13 protein-coding genes are annotated in these 15,114 nt (G+C 72.7%); 7 read left to right on the forward strand and 6 right to left on the reverse strand.

Going from position 1 to position 15,114, the window contains the following annotated elements; genetic code table 11:
• The first annotated feature begins 39 nt into the window (after positions 1-39).
• The 3 genes from ACWEV3_RS34440 (at position 40) to ACWEV3_RS34450 (ending at position 4,470) form a co-directional block, all read left to right on the forward strand.
• Positions 40-1,017 (forward strand): SDR family NAD(P)-dependent oxidoreductase, encoded by a 978-nt coding sequence (locus ACWEV3_RS34440; protein ID WP_452617898.1) that lies wholly within the window; start codon positions 40-42, stop codon positions 1,015-1,017.
• Between the two features lie 29 nt (positions 1,018-1,046).
• Entirely contained in the window at positions 1,047-3,629 is a 2,583-nt protein-coding gene (locus tag ACWEV3_RS34445) for an AAA family ATPase (protein WP_452617899.1), read from the forward strand.
• A gap of 130 nt (positions 3,630-3,759) precedes the next feature.
• Positions 3,760-4,470, forward strand: a complete 711-nt coding sequence (locus ACWEV3_RS34450) for a TIGR03089 family protein (protein WP_452617900.1) — start codon at positions 3,760-3,762, stop codon at positions 4,468-4,470.
• Positions 4,471-4,603: 133 nt separating this feature from the next.
• On the opposite strand, the gene ACWEV3_RS34455 is transcribed toward ACWEV3_RS34450, so the two are convergent.
• Positions 4,604-5,029, reverse strand: a complete 426-nt coding sequence (locus ACWEV3_RS34455; protein WP_452617901.1) for a DoxX family protein — start codon at positions 5,027-5,029, stop codon at positions 4,604-4,606.
• A gap of 188 nt (positions 5,030-5,217) precedes the next feature.
• Here ACWEV3_RS34455 and ACWEV3_RS34460 point away from each other — a divergent pair, with 188 nt between their 5' ends.
• Positions 5,218-6,000: a thioesterase family protein gene (locus ACWEV3_RS34460; protein WP_452617902.1), complete on the forward strand. Its 783-nt coding sequence runs from the start codon at positions 5,218-5,220 to the stop codon at positions 5,998-6,000.
• A 177-nt stretch (positions 6,001-6,177) separates the two neighbouring features.
• On the opposite strand, the gene purE is transcribed toward ACWEV3_RS34460, so the two are convergent.
• The 3 genes from purE to ACWEV3_RS34475 form a co-directional block, all read right to left on the reverse strand.
• Complete coding sequence (gene purE / locus ACWEV3_RS34465) at positions 6,178-6,663, reverse strand: 5-(carboxyamino)imidazole ribonucleotide mutase (protein ID WP_132485442.1); 486 nt, start codon at positions 6,661-6,663, stop codon at positions 6,178-6,180.
• A 73-nt stretch (positions 6,664-6,736) separates the two neighbouring features.
• Complete coding sequence (locus tag ACWEV3_RS34470; protein WP_452617903.1) at positions 6,737-7,921, reverse strand: 5-(carboxyamino)imidazole ribonucleotide synthase; 1,185 nt, start codon at positions 7,919-7,921, stop codon at positions 6,737-6,739.
• Positions 7,922-8,099: 178 nt separating this feature from the next.
• Positions 8,100-8,903, reverse strand: a complete 804-nt coding sequence (locus ACWEV3_RS34475; protein WP_452617904.1) for a hypothetical protein — start codon at positions 8,901-8,903, stop codon at positions 8,100-8,102.
• Positions 8,904-9,094: 191 nt separating this feature from the next.
• On the opposite strand from ACWEV3_RS34475, the gene ACWEV3_RS34480 reads away from it, so the two are divergent.
• Together ACWEV3_RS34480 and ACWEV3_RS34485 are read left to right on the forward strand one after the other, a co-directional pair.
• Positions 9,095-11,503: a sigma-70 family RNA polymerase sigma factor gene (locus ACWEV3_RS34480; protein ID WP_452617905.1), complete on the forward strand. Its 2,409-nt coding sequence runs from the start codon at positions 9,095-9,097 to the stop codon at positions 11,501-11,503.
• A gap of 49 nt (positions 11,504-11,552) precedes the next feature.
• Positions 11,553-12,080 (forward strand): GtrA family protein, encoded by a 528-nt coding sequence (locus ACWEV3_RS34485; RefSeq protein ID WP_452617906.1) that lies wholly within the window; start codon positions 11,553-11,555, stop codon positions 12,078-12,080.
• Positions 12,081-12,255: 175 nt separating this feature from the next.
• On the opposite strand, the gene ACWEV3_RS34490 is transcribed toward ACWEV3_RS34485, so the two are convergent.
• Both ACWEV3_RS34490 and ACWEV3_RS34495 read right to left on the reverse strand, forming a co-directional pair.
• Positions 12,256-13,530, reverse strand: a complete 1,275-nt coding sequence (locus tag ACWEV3_RS34490; RefSeq protein WP_452617907.1) for an ATP-binding protein — start codon at positions 13,528-13,530, stop codon at positions 12,256-12,258.
• Between the two features lie 6 nt (positions 13,531-13,536).
• The gene (locus ACWEV3_RS34495; protein WP_132485343.1) at positions 13,537-14,211 is read right to left on the reverse strand and encodes a response regulator transcription factor; all 675 of its coding nucleotides are present in this window, start codon (positions 14,209-14,211) and stop codon (positions 13,537-13,539) included.
• A 116-nt stretch (positions 14,212-14,327) separates the two neighbouring features.
• Here ACWEV3_RS34495 and hisN point away from each other — a divergent pair, with 116 nt between their 5' ends.
• Entirely contained in the window at positions 14,328-15,101 is a 774-nt protein-coding gene (hisN, locus tag ACWEV3_RS34500) for a histidinol-phosphatase (RefSeq protein ID WP_452617908.1), read from the forward strand.
• The last annotated feature ends 13 nt before the right edge of the window (positions 15,102-15,114 follow it).

Consider the following 15,114-nt stretch of genomic DNA (forward strand, 5'->3'; position numbering starts at 1 on the left):
TGGCGACATCGCTTCCCGGAAAGGTCCAGCACCGGCATCATGACTGATTCCCCTGTCCCCGAAGAGGAAACCACCACCCGACCGGCGCGGCGGAGCCGCCGCGCGCTGCTCGGCATCGCCACCGCCGGAGCCGCGGTGGGCGCCGTCGGCACCGTGACCGGCGCGGCGCTGCCCGCCTACCTCGCCGGGCCCGCCACCCGGCCCGCTCCCGCCGCCGCGCCCAGCGGGCGGTTCGCAGGCAAGGCCGTGCTGATCACCGGCGGGACCTCCGGCATCGGGCGGGCGACCGCGCTGGCCTTCGCCGCCGAGGGTGCCCGGGTGTCGTTCTGCGGCCGGCGCACCGAGCTGGGCAGGCAGGTCGAGGCGGAGATCCGCGCGGCCGGGGGCGAGGCCGTCTACCTCCCCGCCGATGTGCGGATTCCCGAGCAGCTGCAGCACTTCGTCGACGAGACCGCGCGCCGCTTCGGCGGACTGGACATCGCCTTCAACAACGCCGGCATCACGAAAACCGCGCCGCTGCACGAGATGCGGCCGGAGGACTTCGACGACGTGCACCTGACCAACGAGCGCGGCGTCTTCCTGTCGATCAAGTACGAGGTGCCGCACCTGCTCGCCCGCGGTGGCGGCGTGATCATCTGCACCTCGTCCGGTTCGACGCGGCCGGGCGGAACCGCTTACACCGCGAGCAAACGCGCGATCGAGGGCATCGTGCAGGCCGCGTCGCTGGACTACGGCACGCGGGGGATCCGGGTCAACGCGATCCTGCCCGGCACCACGGACACCGCGTTCGTCCGGCCGCCGGGCATCCCGGACGCGGTGTGGCCCGCGTTCCGGGACGCGTGGGGGCCGCTCAACGTCAGCGCCCTGGAGCGGATGGCCGCGCCGGAGGAGATCGCGCGGGCGGTGCTGGCGATGGCCGGCGACGACTTCGGCTACATGACGGGCTCGTCCGTCGAGGTCGGCGGCGGGCCGAGCCGGGGCGGCAAGATGCGGATGCCGCCCGGCATTCCGTCTTGACCGCTCGCCGCGGCTCCTAAGCTGGTGGCGTGATCGGCCGGGACGAGGAACTGCGCGTGGTGGGCGGCATCGCGACCGGAGGCGCGCTGGTGATCCGCGGCGAAGCCGGCATCGGCAAGAGCTCGCTGCTGGCCGAGGTCGTGTCCGGCGCGCCGGGCCGGGTGCTCCGTGCGAACGGGGTGGAATCCGAGGTCGAGATCGCGTTCAGCGGGCTGCACCAGCTCCTCCTCCCGGTGCTGGACGAGATCGGCGGGCTTCCCGAGCCGCAGGCGGATGCGCTGCGCCGGGCCCTGGGCACGAAATCCGGTGAGACGACGGATCGGCTGGTCTGCGCAGGAGTGCTGGGGCTGCTGAACCGGCTCGCCGAGCGGGCTCCGGTGCTGGTCGCCGTGGACGACGCGCATGACGTCGATCGCGCCTCGATGACCGCGCTGCTGTTCGCCGCGCGACGGCTGGCGGACCGGCCGATCGGCATGCTCTTCGCGGTGCGCGATCCCGCTCCGCGCGCGGTGGACAGCGCCGGGCTCGCCGAGCTGCGGCTTTCCGGGCTGGACGGCGAAAGCGCGGCGCGGCTGCTCGACGCGCTCGGCACGCCCGTCGACGGGCCGACCCGCGACCGGCTCGTCGCCGCCACCGCCGGGAACCCGCTCGCGCTCACCACGCTGGGGCGCAGCGCGGACCGGGACCGGCTGGCGCTCGACGGAGCCGTGCCGGTCGCCGCGGCGCTGCGAGCCGCGTTCACCGCCCAGCTCCAGGCGCTCCCGGCGGAGACGCAAGCGGCCCTGCTGATCGCCGCGGCCGACGACACCGGGTGCCTCGACCTGGTCGAAAGCCTCGGCGGCCCGCTCGATCCGGCGGAACGGGCCGGACTCATCGAGGTCTCCGGCGGCCGCCTGCGCTTCGCGCATCCGCTGGCCCGCGCGGCGACCTACTCGTCCGCGACCAGCAGCGAGATCGGCCGGGCGCACCGGCGGATCGCTGCCGCCCTGGCTGCCACCGATCCGCCTCGCGCTCGCTGGCACCGCTGCCTGGCGACGGCCGGGCCGGACGAGGCGCTCGCCGCCGAGCTCGAAACCGACGCGCACGACGCGGAGGCGCGCGGCGGTCTTGCCGCGACCGCTTCGGTTCTGCTGCACGCAGCGCGGTTGAGCCCGGCAGAGGCCGATCAGGAGCGCCGGACCGCGGCGGCTGCGCACGTCGCCTGGAAGTCCGGTCACGTCGGGCTGGCGCGCACGCTGCTGTCGCGGATCAGCGAGAACACCCCGACCCTGGTGCGCACCCGCGGCCTCGTCGAGCTCTACAGCAGCGATCAGGTCACCGCGCTGCACTTCCTGCGCCGCCACGCGCGGGCGGCCCAGCTGCCGGACCAAGCCGGGGAGCTGTTCTTCCTGGCCGCCGATGCGGCGCTGCACGCCGACCGGCTCGGCGACGCCCGCCGGCTGGCCCGGCAAGTGGCCGACCTGCCCGGGTTCCGGGACTACGGCCGGTGGCTCGCGGACGTGCTGGAGCTGCGGGTCGTCGACGCCGAGCCGTGGGAGGTGTTCGACGCCGCGCCCGAGCCGGTCCGCCGTTCGGGCGCGCACCGCTGGCTGCTGCCGATGCTGCTCAACCGGTTCGGCCGGGATCCTTGGGCGGCCAGGGAATTCGGTCTTGCCGCCCACGAGCAACTGCGCACCACGGGGATGCTGGCCATCTCGGCGATCGCGCTGCCGTGGCTGGTGGAGCTGGAGTTGCGGCTCGGGTTGTGGGCGGACGCCGCGGAGCACGCCGAGGAGGGCCTCCACCTGGCCCGCGACACCGGCCAGCGGCCGCGCGAGGCCGATTTCCTGTCCCAGCTCGCGCTGCTAGCAGCGTGGCGCGGTGATACCTCGGGCTGCCGACGGCACGCGCAACTCGCCCTGGAGCGCGCCATTCCGGTGCACAACAACCTCGCCGCCGCGCAGGCGACGTGGGCGTTGGCGGTGTCGGAGCTGGCATCCGGCGATGTCGAGCAGGCGAGCGACCGCTTGACCGCGCTGTCCGCGCCGGGCCTGCCGCAGGCCCACGAGCACATCGCCCGGCTGGCCGCCGCCGACGCCGTCGAAGCTCATGTCCGGGCGGGGCGCGTGGAGCGGGTCGTCGAGACCTCGATCGATCCGGCGAATCCGACGTGGTTGCAAGCGGTTCTGCACCGCTGCCGGGCGCTTGCCGGCGATTCGGAGAAGCACTACCGTCTGTCCACATCGGACGTCGATGACTTCCCGTTCGAGCGGGCCCGCGGCTCGCTCCTGCACGGCCAGTGGTTGCGCCGCGAACGGCGGCCCGCGGAAGCCCGCGCCGAGCTGCGTGTCGGCATCGACCTGTTCGAGAGTCTGGGGGCCCGGCAATGGGCGGAGCTGGCCCGCGGCGAGCTGCGCGCGTGCGGCGGGTCGGCGCCTCGCGGCGACGTCGCGGCGCTGACCGCGCAGGAGCGCGAGGTCGCCGTGCTCGCCGCCCGGGGGCTGAGCAACCGCGATATCGCCGCGCAGTTGTTCATCAGCCACCGAACTGTCGGATACCACCTGCACAAGGTGTTCCCGAAGCTCGGCATCGCCGGCCGGGGGCAGCTGCGCGGCTTCGACCTCGAACCGTGACCCGCCGCGGGTGCTACAGGGCGAGGCCAGCCCGCGAAGCCGCGTATTGGTCGTGCACGAACCTGGGACCGCAACTCCCGCAAGGGGCCGCCACCCGCACCGCCACGCAACCACCCCTTAGGCTCGCGGCATGAGCGTTACCCAGGCACTGCTCGGTCCGCTGCTGGCCGGCGGAGCGCCGAAACCGCTGATCACGCACTACGACGACGCCACCGGGGCGCGCATCGAGCTGTCCCGCGCGACCACCGCGAACTGGGCGGCCAAGACGGCGAACTGGCTGGTCGACGAGCTCGACCTGGAGCCGGGCGCGCCGGTGCTGGTGGCGCTGCCCGCGCACTGGCAGACCGTCGGGGTGCTGCTGGGCGCCTGGTGGTGCGGGGCGCACATCACCGACGACCCGCAGGGCGCCGAGGTCGCGTTCGTCCCGGCATCAGACCTGGACAGCGGCAAGGGCGCGCACACCATCGCCGCCGTGGGCCTGGACGCGCTCGGCGCGCCGGTACGCGGCCTGCCGGGCGGCGTCGCCGACTACGTGTCGGACATCCGCGTGCACGGCGACGACTTCAGCCCGCTCTCGCCGGTCGGCGGCGACGACCCGGCGCTGCTGGACCTGTCGGTCGAGGACCTGCTGGCCGAGGCCCGGCGGCGCGCCGAGGCCTTGCACATCGGCCGCGACGACCGCGTTCTGTCCACATTGGAATGGCAGCTGCCGGGCGGGGTCGTGGACGGCTTGCTCACCGTGCTGTCCGCGCGGGCGTCCCTGGTGCACTGCACCAATCCCGACCCGCAGAAGCTGGAGCAGCGCCGCGCCGACGAGCGCATCACCGTCGACCTGACCTAGAGACGGGTTGCGAACTCGTTCCGCACTGCGGTGCCGGTTGCCCAGGTGGGCCACGCCGCTTCTGATACGAAGATCGAAGCTCTCGGCGAAGGGCGCCTCCGGCCGCGATGACCGGAGGCGCCCTTCGCCTCGATCAGGCCGCGGCCTTCTCGCGGCTGGCCGCCGACTTGCCGGTGAACAGGCCGGTGAGCGTGAAGCGCGGGCCGCTGAAGCCGAGCGCGAGACTGGCAGCCGCGAGCACCAGCACGTACTCGAAGCCGCCGTCCGACATGAAGAACCCGCCGCTGAGGTGCGCGGTGAACAGCGCGCCCACCATGACCGCCGCGAGCAGGGTGCCGGCGACCGGCATCAGCACGCCCAGGATCAGCCCCAGGCCGCCGAGCAGCTCGACCAGCGCGGTGAACCAGGCCGCGACCGCGGGCAGGCCCATCTTGCCGAACGAAGTCACGACGTTGTCAATTCCGTAGAGCACCCACTTCTGGTAGGCGTGCGCGAGGAACGTCGCGCCCACGACGAGGCGCGCGACCAGGATCGTCACGTCACGAAGGCTGTGCTGCATGGGGGGAACCTTTCAAGGTCGGTATCTGGCGGCGTCACCAGGAATGTACATGAAGCTTCAAACAAACGATCCCCGTCGAGAAGATGCTCACACGCATCCCGCAGCGTGGAACCATTCCGCGACAACTCGCCAGAAAACTGGCAAACGACCAGTACCACCCCGTTGCTACCGACGGGTAACATCGGGGAATGCGCGACAACCAGGCCCTTTTCCACCCCGACGGCGAGCTGTTCGTCCCCAGCGAAGCGGCGGGCAACCCGTGGGGCGAGCTGACCGGCGGCGGCCCGATCGCGGGGCTGCTCGCCCGCGCCGTCGAGCGGCACACCGACGACCCCGACCTGTTCGTCGCCCGGCTCACCGTCGACCTGATGCGGCCGGTGCCCCGCACCCCGCTCGCCGCCTCCGTTCGTCCACTTCGGACCGGAAAGCGGCTGCACGTCGTCGAGGCGACCCTCACCGCGGGCGACAAGGACGTCGCGCACGCCACCGCCCAACTGCTGCGCCATTCCGATGTGGACGGACCGGAACCCGACGAGGCGGCGCCGTTCCCCGGCCCGGCCGGGATCGCCGAGGGCCACCTGCTGCCGCCGGAACTCGGCCTGCGCTGGGGCGTGCACGACGTGGTGCAGGTGCGGTGGATCGCGGACCAGAGCGCGACCGGCGCCAGCCGGGCGTGGATGCGGATGCCGCTACCGCTGCTGCCCGGCGAGCCGCTGAGCCCGCTCGGTCACGTCGCGGTGCTCGTCGACTGCATCAGCGCGGCCAGCCCGATCGGGCCGATCTTCGGGCCGTGGATCAACACCGACATCACGCTCTACCTGCACCGGCCGTTCGAAGGTGAATGGCTCGGCATGGAGATCCGGCGGGACGTGCAGCCCACCGGCATCGGCGTGGCCAGTGCCCGCCTGTACGACGAGCGCGGCCCGATCGGCAACGCCCACGAGGCGGTGATGGTCAACCAACTCGGCTGACCACCACGGCACGGCCGCCCGGGAGCGAACCGCGGTCCGCAATTTCCATTGAAATCGAAGATTCGATTTCAATGGAAATTGCGGATCTTCGGCGTGCCAGCCACCCGACACGCCGAAGGTTGTGGACAAGTCCCGCAATTTCAATGGAAATTGCGGACGACCCGGGTGGGCGTGAGGTCAGCCGTGGGCCTTCTGCTGGAGGGCGTCGTGCTTGCCGAGGACCATCGTCTCCAGGTCCGCCTGGAACTTGGCCATGTCCGCGCGCAGCCGGGCACCCAGCTCGCCGGAGTCCGCCGCCAGCGTCCGGACCGCGAGCAGGCCCGCGTTGCGCGCCCCGCCCACCGACACCGTCGCCACCGGCACGCCGGCCGGCATCTGCACGATCGACAGCAGCGAGTCCATGCCGTCGAGGTACTTCAGGGGCACCGGGACGCCGATCACCGGCAGCACCGTCGCCGAGGCGACCATGCCCGGCAGGTGCGCCGCGCCGCCCGCCCCGGCGATGATCACCCGAATGCCGCGGTCGGCCGCGGTGCGGGCGTAGTCGAGCATCCGCTGCGGCGTGCGGTGCGCGGAGTAGACGCCGGCCTCGAACGGCACGTCGAACTCGGTGAGCGCGTCGGCCGCGGCCTGCATCACCGGCCAGTCGGAGTCGCTGCCCATGATCAAGCCGACCAGTGGATTCTCGCCTGCCACGCTCGGACCTCTCGCTTCGCTGCGTCGTACGGGTGCTGGGTCAGTGGATCTCGTGGCCGTCGAGCCACTCGGCGTGCGACAGCCAGTGCGCGGCCAGCCGCGCCTGTTCCCGCACCTCGTCCATCCGGTCGCCGAGCACGGTGATGTGGCCGAGCTTGCGCCCCGGGCGCTCGCTCTTGCCGTACAGGTGGACCTTCGCGTGCGGGTAGCGGGCGAACAGGTGGTGCAGCCGCTCGTCCACGCCCATCTTCAGCTCGGTCGGCGAGCCCAGCAGGTTGGCCATCACCACGGCCGGCGCGGTCGGCTCGGTGCTGCCCAGCGGGTAGTCGAGCACGGCCCGCAGGTGCTGCTCGAACTGCGAGGTGCGGGAGCCCTCGATGGTCCAGTGCCCGGAGTTGTGCGGGCGCATCGCGAGCTCGTTGATCACCAGACCGTCGGCGGTCTCGAACAGCTCGACCGCGAGCACGCCGGTCACGTCGAGCGACTCGGCGATCTTCAGCGCGAGGTCCTGAGCCTGCTCGATCAGCTCCGCCGAGGCGTCGGGGGCCGGGGCGAGCACCTGCACGCAGATGCCGTCCTCCTGCACCGTCTCCACCAGCGGCCACGCCGCGCCCTGCCCGAACGGCGAGCGCGCGACCAGCGCGGCGAGCTCCCGGCGCAGCGGCACGCACTGCTCGACGAGCAGCTGCGAACCGCTCTCCAGCAGCTCGGTGACGGTGCGCTTGGCGCTGTCCGGGGTGTCGAGCACCCACACGCCTCGCCCGTCGTAGCCGCCGCGGGCGGTCTTCAGGACGCACGGCCAGCCGTGCTCCGCGCCGAACTCCAGCGCGTCGCCGACCGAGGTGACCTCGGCGAACGGCGGCACCGGGAGGCCGAGTTCGGCGAGCTTGCGGCGCATCACGAGCTTGTCCTGCGCGTGCAGCAGGGCATCCGGCCCGGGCTGCACGGAGACACCGGACGCGGCCAGCGCGCGGAGGTGCTCGCCGGGCACGTGCTCGTGGTCGAAGGTGACCACGTCGCACCCCTGCGCGAAGTTCTTCAGCGCCTCGAGGTCGGCGTGGTGGCCGATCTCCACGTTCGGCGCAACGAGTGCCGCGGCGTCGTCCGCCGAGGTCGCCAGCACCTTCAGCGACTGCCCCAACGGGATCGCGGCCTGGTGGGTCATCCTCGCGAGCTGCCCGCCACCGATCATGCCGACGACTGGGGTTCCGGTGCGGTGGTCCACGCCGTCAGCCTAGAGCGGCGACCGGCCCGCACCAGCGCCGGGACCTCCCGACGCGACCCACCTCACAGCCCGGAGGCCCGCGGAAATCGGTCCTCCAGTTTCAATTGAAACTGGAGGACACCGGTGTCCCGGGCGACGACGGGCCCGGAGACTTCACCAGTTTCAATTGAAACTGCGGTCACAGGGACGCCAGCAGCTCGCAGGCCTCGTCGTGGCCGTCCGGCAGGACGTCCTCGCGCAGGACCACCGGGCCGCAGCCGCGCAGGGCCGGATCAGCCGCCAGGCGGTGCTGGATCGTCCAGCGCGCCTGGACGCAGCGGGCGGGCAGCAGGCGGTCGCGCTGCGCCAGCACCACCGCCGTCGCGGACCGCAGCAGCGACGTCGTCTCCCCGCCGTCGAACACGGTCCGCAGGGCGTCGGCGATCAGCACCATCGCCATCATCCGGGGGTAGTCGTCGGCGGTGGCGCCGAGCGAGACCGTGACCAGCACGTGCCCGTTCCCGGCCGGGTGCCCCTCGGCGCGGGCCGCCCGGTACACCTCGTGCAGCCGGGTGCGCAGGTAGCCCGCGGTGGTCAGGCCCGTGAGCGGGTCCTCCACCTCGCGCCCGACCGACATCCGGGCCAGCACGTCGGACCAGCCCAGCGCCGCTGCGCGCACCATCGCGGTCGGCACCGCGTCCGGATCGGCGGACACCAGCCCGTCGTGCGAGCCGACCGACACCGCGTGCAGCGCGGCGAGATCCTGCAACGTCCCGGCGAGCCCTACGCCGGCCTCGGCCCGGGACGCGCCGAGATCGGCCAGCGATTCCGCCAAGCTGTCCCCCGCCACGACCGCCGCGCACACCACGTCCACCGCCTCCGATGCCCAATCGCTCGGAAACGGCCAACCTGCGGCGAGGCTGGCCGTGCGCCAGCGGGCTCGCAGCGCACGCCGACGCCCGTCCACCGTCGTCGCGTCACACCTGAGCGGCCACTCCCTCATGCTCAACGCCCCTCCTTCTCAACGCCTGTCAAGGGGACGGAGCAATTCGTCGCCCATGACGGTGGAGTTGATGGCGGGGGCAATAAGATCTAGATCACAATAATCTTCAGCTTTCACACGTCATGACATCGGCCGAAGATGACTCCCTACTACGAACGGGATCGAACGCCTTGCGGGGAGGAAGGTGCGGCGTGGCGACAGTACCGGCGGAAGTGCAAGGGCCCAGCGACACCGAGCTGCTGGAAGAGGTCCGCAGCGGCTCGTCCGCGGCCTACGCGCAGCTGTACGAGCGGCACGTCGGCGCGGCGTACAACATGGCGCGGCAGGTCGCGAAGTCCCCTGCCGAGGCCGACGACCTGGTCTCCGAGGCCTTCGCGAAGGTGCTCGACACGCTTCGCGACGGGCGCGGCCCGAACACCGCGTTCCGCGCCTACCTGCTGACCGCCCTGCGGCACACCGCGTACGACCGGACCCGCCGCGAACGCAAGGTGCAGCTCGCCGACGACGTCGCGGAGGTCTCCGGCGCCGACGTGAGCGTGCCGTTCACCGACACCGCGGTCGCCGGGCTGGAGCGCACGCTCGCCGCACAGGCGTTCACCCGGCTGCCGGAACGCTGGCAGACCGTGCTGTGGCACATCGAGATCGAAGGCCAGACGCCGGCGCAGGTGGCGCCGCTGCTCGGCCTGACGCCCAACGGCGTCTCCGCGCTCGCCTACCGGGCCCGCGAAGGGCTCCGCCAGGCCTACCTGCAGGTGCACCTCGGGCAGCTGGACGCCGCCGAGGCGGGCGTCGAGCAGTGCCGGGCCGCCGTCGACAGGCTCGGCGCGTGGACCCGGGGCGGGCTGTCCAAGCGCGAAACCACCCAGGTCGAGACGCATCTCGACGGCTGCGACCGCTGCCGCGCGCTGGCCGCGGAGCTCGCCGACGTCAACGGTGCGCTGCGCGTCATCATCGCGCCGCTGGTGCTCGGCGGGTCGGTCACCGGCTACCTCGCCCTCTCGTCCTCCAGCGGAGCGGCCGCCGGCGCGGCAGTCGCCGCGGGCAGCGCCTCCGGGGCGGCGGGCGTCGCCAGCGCCGGGCCGCGCCAAGCGGTCACCGCCGGGGCGGCCACGGCGGTGCTGGCCGCGGCCGTCGCCCTCGCCCTGGCCTCCGGCACCGACCAGGCCGTGCCGGTCGCGCAGGCTGCACCGCCGCCCGCCGCCGCCCAGCCGCCACCTTCGCCACCGGGTCCGGCTCCGGAGCCTCCGGCGGCTCAGCCGCCGGCTCCCCAGCCGCCCGCGCCGCAACCCGCGCCGCCGCCACCGGCTCCGCCTGCGGCGACGCCGGTGCTGAACGCCTCGGGGCCCGCAGAGCCGATCCAGCTGGTCGCCGGCGGCGATCCGGTCGCGTTGCCGATCAAGGTGAACAACAGCGGCTCCGGGCCGTCCGAGCCGGTCGTCTCCACGCTGGAGCTGCCGCCGGGCGTGTCCGCGCAGCTGCCGAACGCCATCCGGTCCGGGCCCGCCTCGACGAGCCCGCAGAGCTGGGTCGCGTCGTCGATCCCGGTTCGTGCGCAGGCCCCGGACGCGCCCTCGGTGAGCTGCACGAACGGCTCCGGCTCGATCACCTGCACCACCGATCGCGGCCTGCGTCCCGGCGAGTCGTTCGTCTTCGACTACCGCATCCAGGCCGACGAGTCCGCGACCGGCGGCGAGATCACCGCGAACATCAGCGCGGGCACCGAGATCCAGCTGCGGCTGCCGGTGGTCCCGGTCGTGGTCCAGCCGCCGACGCCGGTCGACGGCGTGGACGTCCGGACCTCCTCCTGGAACTCGGATGGACTGCGGCTCTGCGACGGCCACGACACCCCGGGCCACCTGCCCTGGCTGTGCAGCCGGATCGCGATCGATGTGCGCAACACCGGAACCAGCACCGGGCGCGCCGAGGCCGTGGCCGAGCTGCCGCCGGGCGTGCAGGCGACCGGGCTGTCGCCGATGTGCGACTTCGAGCCGGGCCGGATCCGGTGCGCCGCCGAGCTGGCTCCCGGCAAGTCCTTCCGCAGCGAGGCCTGGGTGACCGCGCTGCCGGGATTCCCGTGGCCGGTGGGCCTGCTCGCGCCGGAGCCGGGCGGTCCGGTTCCGGCGGACAGCTGGATCATCCGCGAGGTGACGATCCCGGTGGCCGCCGCGCTGGGGTCGGCCGACGACAGCGACCCGGTGACCGTGCGGCTCTGGTTCCCGTGGCTGCCGACGCCGCCCGAGCCGGAACCGCCGGCGCCGACTACCAGCACCACGCCGGAGTGCCCGTGGCCGCCGCACCCGGGCTGGGGCGACCGGCCGCCGTGGGAGTGGGGCCAGCGCCCGCCGCACTGCTGGTGGCCGTGGCCGCCGGCGAACCCGTTGCTGCCGGACTCGCCTGTTCCGACGACGGCTGTGCCGCCGACCAGCACGACGCCACCGACCACCACTCCGCCGACCACGTCGACGCCGCCGAGCAGCACCACGCCACCGACCAGCACTGCACCGCCGACCAGCAGCAGCACGACGCCGCCCACGACCAGTTCGGCACCGCCGAGCAGTTCGACGACGGGGTCAACGTCACAGCCGCACCGACCGAGGTAATTCGGCAACTGAGCTCGCCCGGTCGGAGCAGCTCCGTAGACTCGAAGTTGTGTCCGCTGTCGATTCGGTACTCGCTCGCATCCCGCAGCCGTACCGGTCTCTCGCGATCCGGCATCGCGAGCTGTTGAAGTTCGGCGTCGTCGGCGCGATCACGTTCTTCATCGACACGGGCATCTTCTACGCGCTGAAGCTGACGATCCTGTCGCCGAAGCCGGTCACCTCGAAGGTGATCGCGGTGCTGGCCGCGACGATCGTGTCGTACGTGCTGAACCGGGAGTGGTCGTTCCGCACCCGCGGCGGCCGGCGGCGGCACCACGAGGCGACGCTGTACTTCGTGATCAGCGGCATCGCGGTCGGGATGTACTCGGCGCCGCTGTGGGTCTCGCGGTACCTGCTGCACCTGCAGACGCCCTTCACCAGCCGGTTGGTGGAGGAGATCGCCGACTTCACGTCGGGGCAGATCATCGGGTTGCTGGTCGGCATGGCGTTCCGGTGGTGGGCGTTCCGCAAGTGGGTCTTCCCCGCCGAGCAGGCCGACCGCCGACCCGCACCCCGCGACCGCATCTCCACCCGCTGACGCTCCACCGCAATTTCCATTGAAATGAGGTCTTTCCAGCCTCGTTTTGCGTGGCGGTGCGGGTAGCGGAACCTCAGAGGCTCCCTGGACTGTGGGTGCCCCTCCTGATGTATGCCCCCATGGAAATTGCGGCGTTCGCGCGCGGACACTTGCGCAGCGGGGGGGTGCCGGGAGGTCAGCGCGGGGTGGACTCGCGGTTCCAGGAGACGCCGAGGATGTCGTCGGCGCGGGCGATCGGCAGGTACACCTCGAACATCGCCGGGCGAGCCTGGCTCAGTTCCAGGCGACCGCCGTCGGCCTCGACCAGCGCGCGGGCCAGCGCCAGGCCGACGCCGGTCGAGCCGCGCCCGGAGAAACCGCGCTCGAAGACGTACGGCACCAGCGCGTCCGGCACGCCGTGGCCGGAGTCGCCGACCTCCACGACCACGGTCCCGGCGCCCTGCCGCGCCGCCAGCGTCACCGTTCCCTCGCCGTGCCGGAGCGCGTTGTCGAGCAGCACGCCGATCGTCTCCCGCAGCCGCGTGGGCGTGGCGCGAGCGAGCACGCCCTCCGACACCTTCAACCGCAGCGTCCGGCCCTCGGCCTTCAGCGGCTCCCGCCACTCCCCCGCGACATCGGTGAGCAGGCTCGACACGTCCAGCGGTTCGGCATCCCGGGATCGGGCCGCGGTGGCCGCCGCGAGCAGGTCGTCGAGCACGCCGGAGAGGCGTTCGGCCTGCTCAAGGGCGGCGTTGGCCTCCTCGGTGATCTCCGGGTCGTCCGTCGCGGCGAGGGCCTCCAGCCGCAGGTGCAACGCGGTGAGCCTGCTGCGCAACTGGTGCGAGACGTCGCCGACGAGGTCGCGTTCGCGCTGCACCAGCTGCGACAGCGCCGCGCCGGACGCGTCCAGCGCGTCGGCGACGCGATCGAGTTCCGGGACCTGGTGCCGCTGCGGGTCGGCGCGGAAGTCACCGGCGCCGAGCCGGGCCGCGCGGGCCGCGACGTGCTTCAACGGGTCGGAGAGCCGTCGGGCGGTGAGGGTCGCGACGATCATCCCGGTGCCCGCCGAGAGCACCACCAGCATCAGCACCAGCCCCGCCACCTGCAGCTGCTGGGTGCGCACCGGGCCGCTCGGCGCGGCGATGGTGACCGTGCCGCTCTGCACCATCGGCACGCTCTCCACCAGCGGTTTCTCCCCGGGATCCGGGCCGTAGGTGTAGTCGTGCGCCTGCGTGCGCACGATCAGCCGGGCGCCGTCGGGCACCGCCAGCCGGGCGGCGTTGAGGTCGATCGCGCGCTGCGAAGCGATCTGCTCGTCGAGCAGCGTCGCGATCTGCTGGGCGCGGGTCGACAGATCGCCCGCGGTGAGGTCCTGGACGAGCTTCAGCGCGCTGAACCCCAGCGGCAGGCCGAGGACGACCGCGGTCACCGCGACGGCGAGCAGCGTGGCCTGCAGGATTCGGCGGCGCATCGCGGATCAGTCCGAGTTGAAGCGGAAACCGACGCCGCGCACCGTGGCGATCCGGGTCTCGTCGAGCCGCCCGTTGCTGTCGCTGAGCTTCCGGCGCAGCCACGAGATGTGCATGTCCAGCGTCTTGCTGCCCTTCCGGTCGGACTCCGGCCAGACCTCTTCCAGGATCTCCTCGCGGGTCACCACCTGACCGGCGTGCTGCATCAGCACCCGCAGCAGCTCGTACTCCTTGTTCGCCAACTGCACCTCGTGCTCGTTGACCAGCACCCGGCGGGCGGTCAGGTCGAGCCGGACGCCGGAGGCCTCCAGGGTCTCCGGGGCGCCGCGGCGCAGGAGGGCGCGGATCCGGGCCATCAGCTCGGCGAGCCGGAACGGCTTGGCGACGTAGTCGTCGGCTCCCGCGTCGAGGCCGACGACGAAGTCGACCTCGTCGGTGCGCGCGGTGAGCATCAGCACCGGGAGGCCGCGGCCCTGCGCCCGCAGCCGTCGGCACACCTCCAGGCCGTCCATCTCCGGCAGCCCGAGGTCCAGCACCAGGAGATCGATCCCACCGGAAGCCGCGGCTTGCAGCGTCGATGGGCCGTCCTCGATCACCTGCACCGAATAACCCTCGCGCTGCAACGCCCTGGACAGCGGCACAGCGATGGCCGGGTCGTCTTCTGCCAGCAGCACCACGCTCACGCTCTCCAGCCTAGAGGGCGCGGATGATCACGTCCGGCGTCATGGGCGATTCGCCGGACCCGGCTGGTCGCGGGCCCTTGCCGGATCGCCCGGGGAGGCGGACTAGGGTTCCTGGCGTGACCAGCGATCTCGATCTCGCACTGCACCTGGCCGACGTCGCGGACGGGATCACCGGCGCCCGGTTCCGGGCCAGGGACCTGAGCGTGGACCGCAAACCCGACCGCACGCCGGTCACCGACGCGGACCTCGCGGTGGAGGACGCGGTGCGCGAGGTGCTCGCCGCGCAGCGCCCGGACGACGTGGTGGCAGGCGAGGAGCGCGGCGGCACCGCCGGCGAAGGCCGGGCGTGGGTGCTCGACCCGATCGACGGCACGAAGAACTTCCTGCGCGGCGTCCCGGCGTGGGCGACGCTCATCGCGCTGGTCGACGGCGGCCGTCCGGTGGTCGGCGTGATCAGCGCGCCGGCGCTCGGGAAGCGCTGGTGGGCGGCGGCCGGGGCGGGCGCCTGGTGCCGCACCGGCGACGCGGAGCCGGAGCGGATCGGGGTGTCCGGGGTGCGCGACCTCGCCGACGCGTACGTGTCGACAACCCACCTCGGCACCTGGGTGGAGTACCACTCGCGGGAGTCCTACCTGCGGCTGATCGACGCCTGCTGGGAGAACCGGGCGTTCGGCGACTTCTGGCACCACTGCCTGGTCGCGGAGGGCGTGATCGACATCGCCGCCGAACCGATCGTCAACCCGTGGGACGTGGCGGCGGCCCAGATCCTGGTGGAAGAAGCGGGCGGCCAGTTCACGGACCTGTCCGGAGAGCCCCGCTACGACGGCGGAAGCGCGCTTTCGACCAACGGCCACCTGCACTCGGAAGCACTGCGACTGCTGCAGAAGTAGGCTCCGGCGGCCA

The sequence above is a fragment of the Saccharopolyspora sp. NPDC003752 genome (genome assembly GCF_053605825.1).

Bases quoted from the DNA above. Each gene is read 5' to 3' on its own strand.
- ACWEV3_RS34490 (WP_452617907.1), bottom strand. From the start codon at position 13,530: ATGCGCCGCCGAATCCTGCAGGCCACGCTGCTCGCCGTCGCGGTGACC.
- ACWEV3_RS34460 (WP_452617902.1), top strand. From the start codon at position 5,218: ATGCGCGACAACCAGGCCCTTTTCCACCCCGACGGCGAGCTGTTCGTC.
- ACWEV3_RS34475 (WP_452617904.1), bottom strand. From the start codon at position 8,903: ATGAGGGAGTGGCCGCTCAGGTGTGACGCGACGACGGTGGACGGGCGT.
- purE (WP_132485442.1), bottom strand. From the start codon at position 6,663: ATGGGCAGCGACTCCGACTGGCCGGTGATGCAGGCCGCGGCCGACGCG.
- ACWEV3_RS34440 (WP_452617898.1), top strand. From the start codon at position 40: ATGACTGATTCCCCTGTCCCCGAAGAGGAAACCACCACCCGACCGGCG.
- ACWEV3_RS34455 (WP_452617901.1), bottom strand. From the start codon at position 5,029: ATGCAGCACAGCCTTCGTGACGTGACGATCCTGGTCGCGCGCCTCGTC.
- ACWEV3_RS34450 (WP_452617900.1), top strand. From the start codon at position 3,760: ATGAGCGTTACCCAGGCACTGCTCGGTCCGCTGCTGGCCGGCGGAGCG.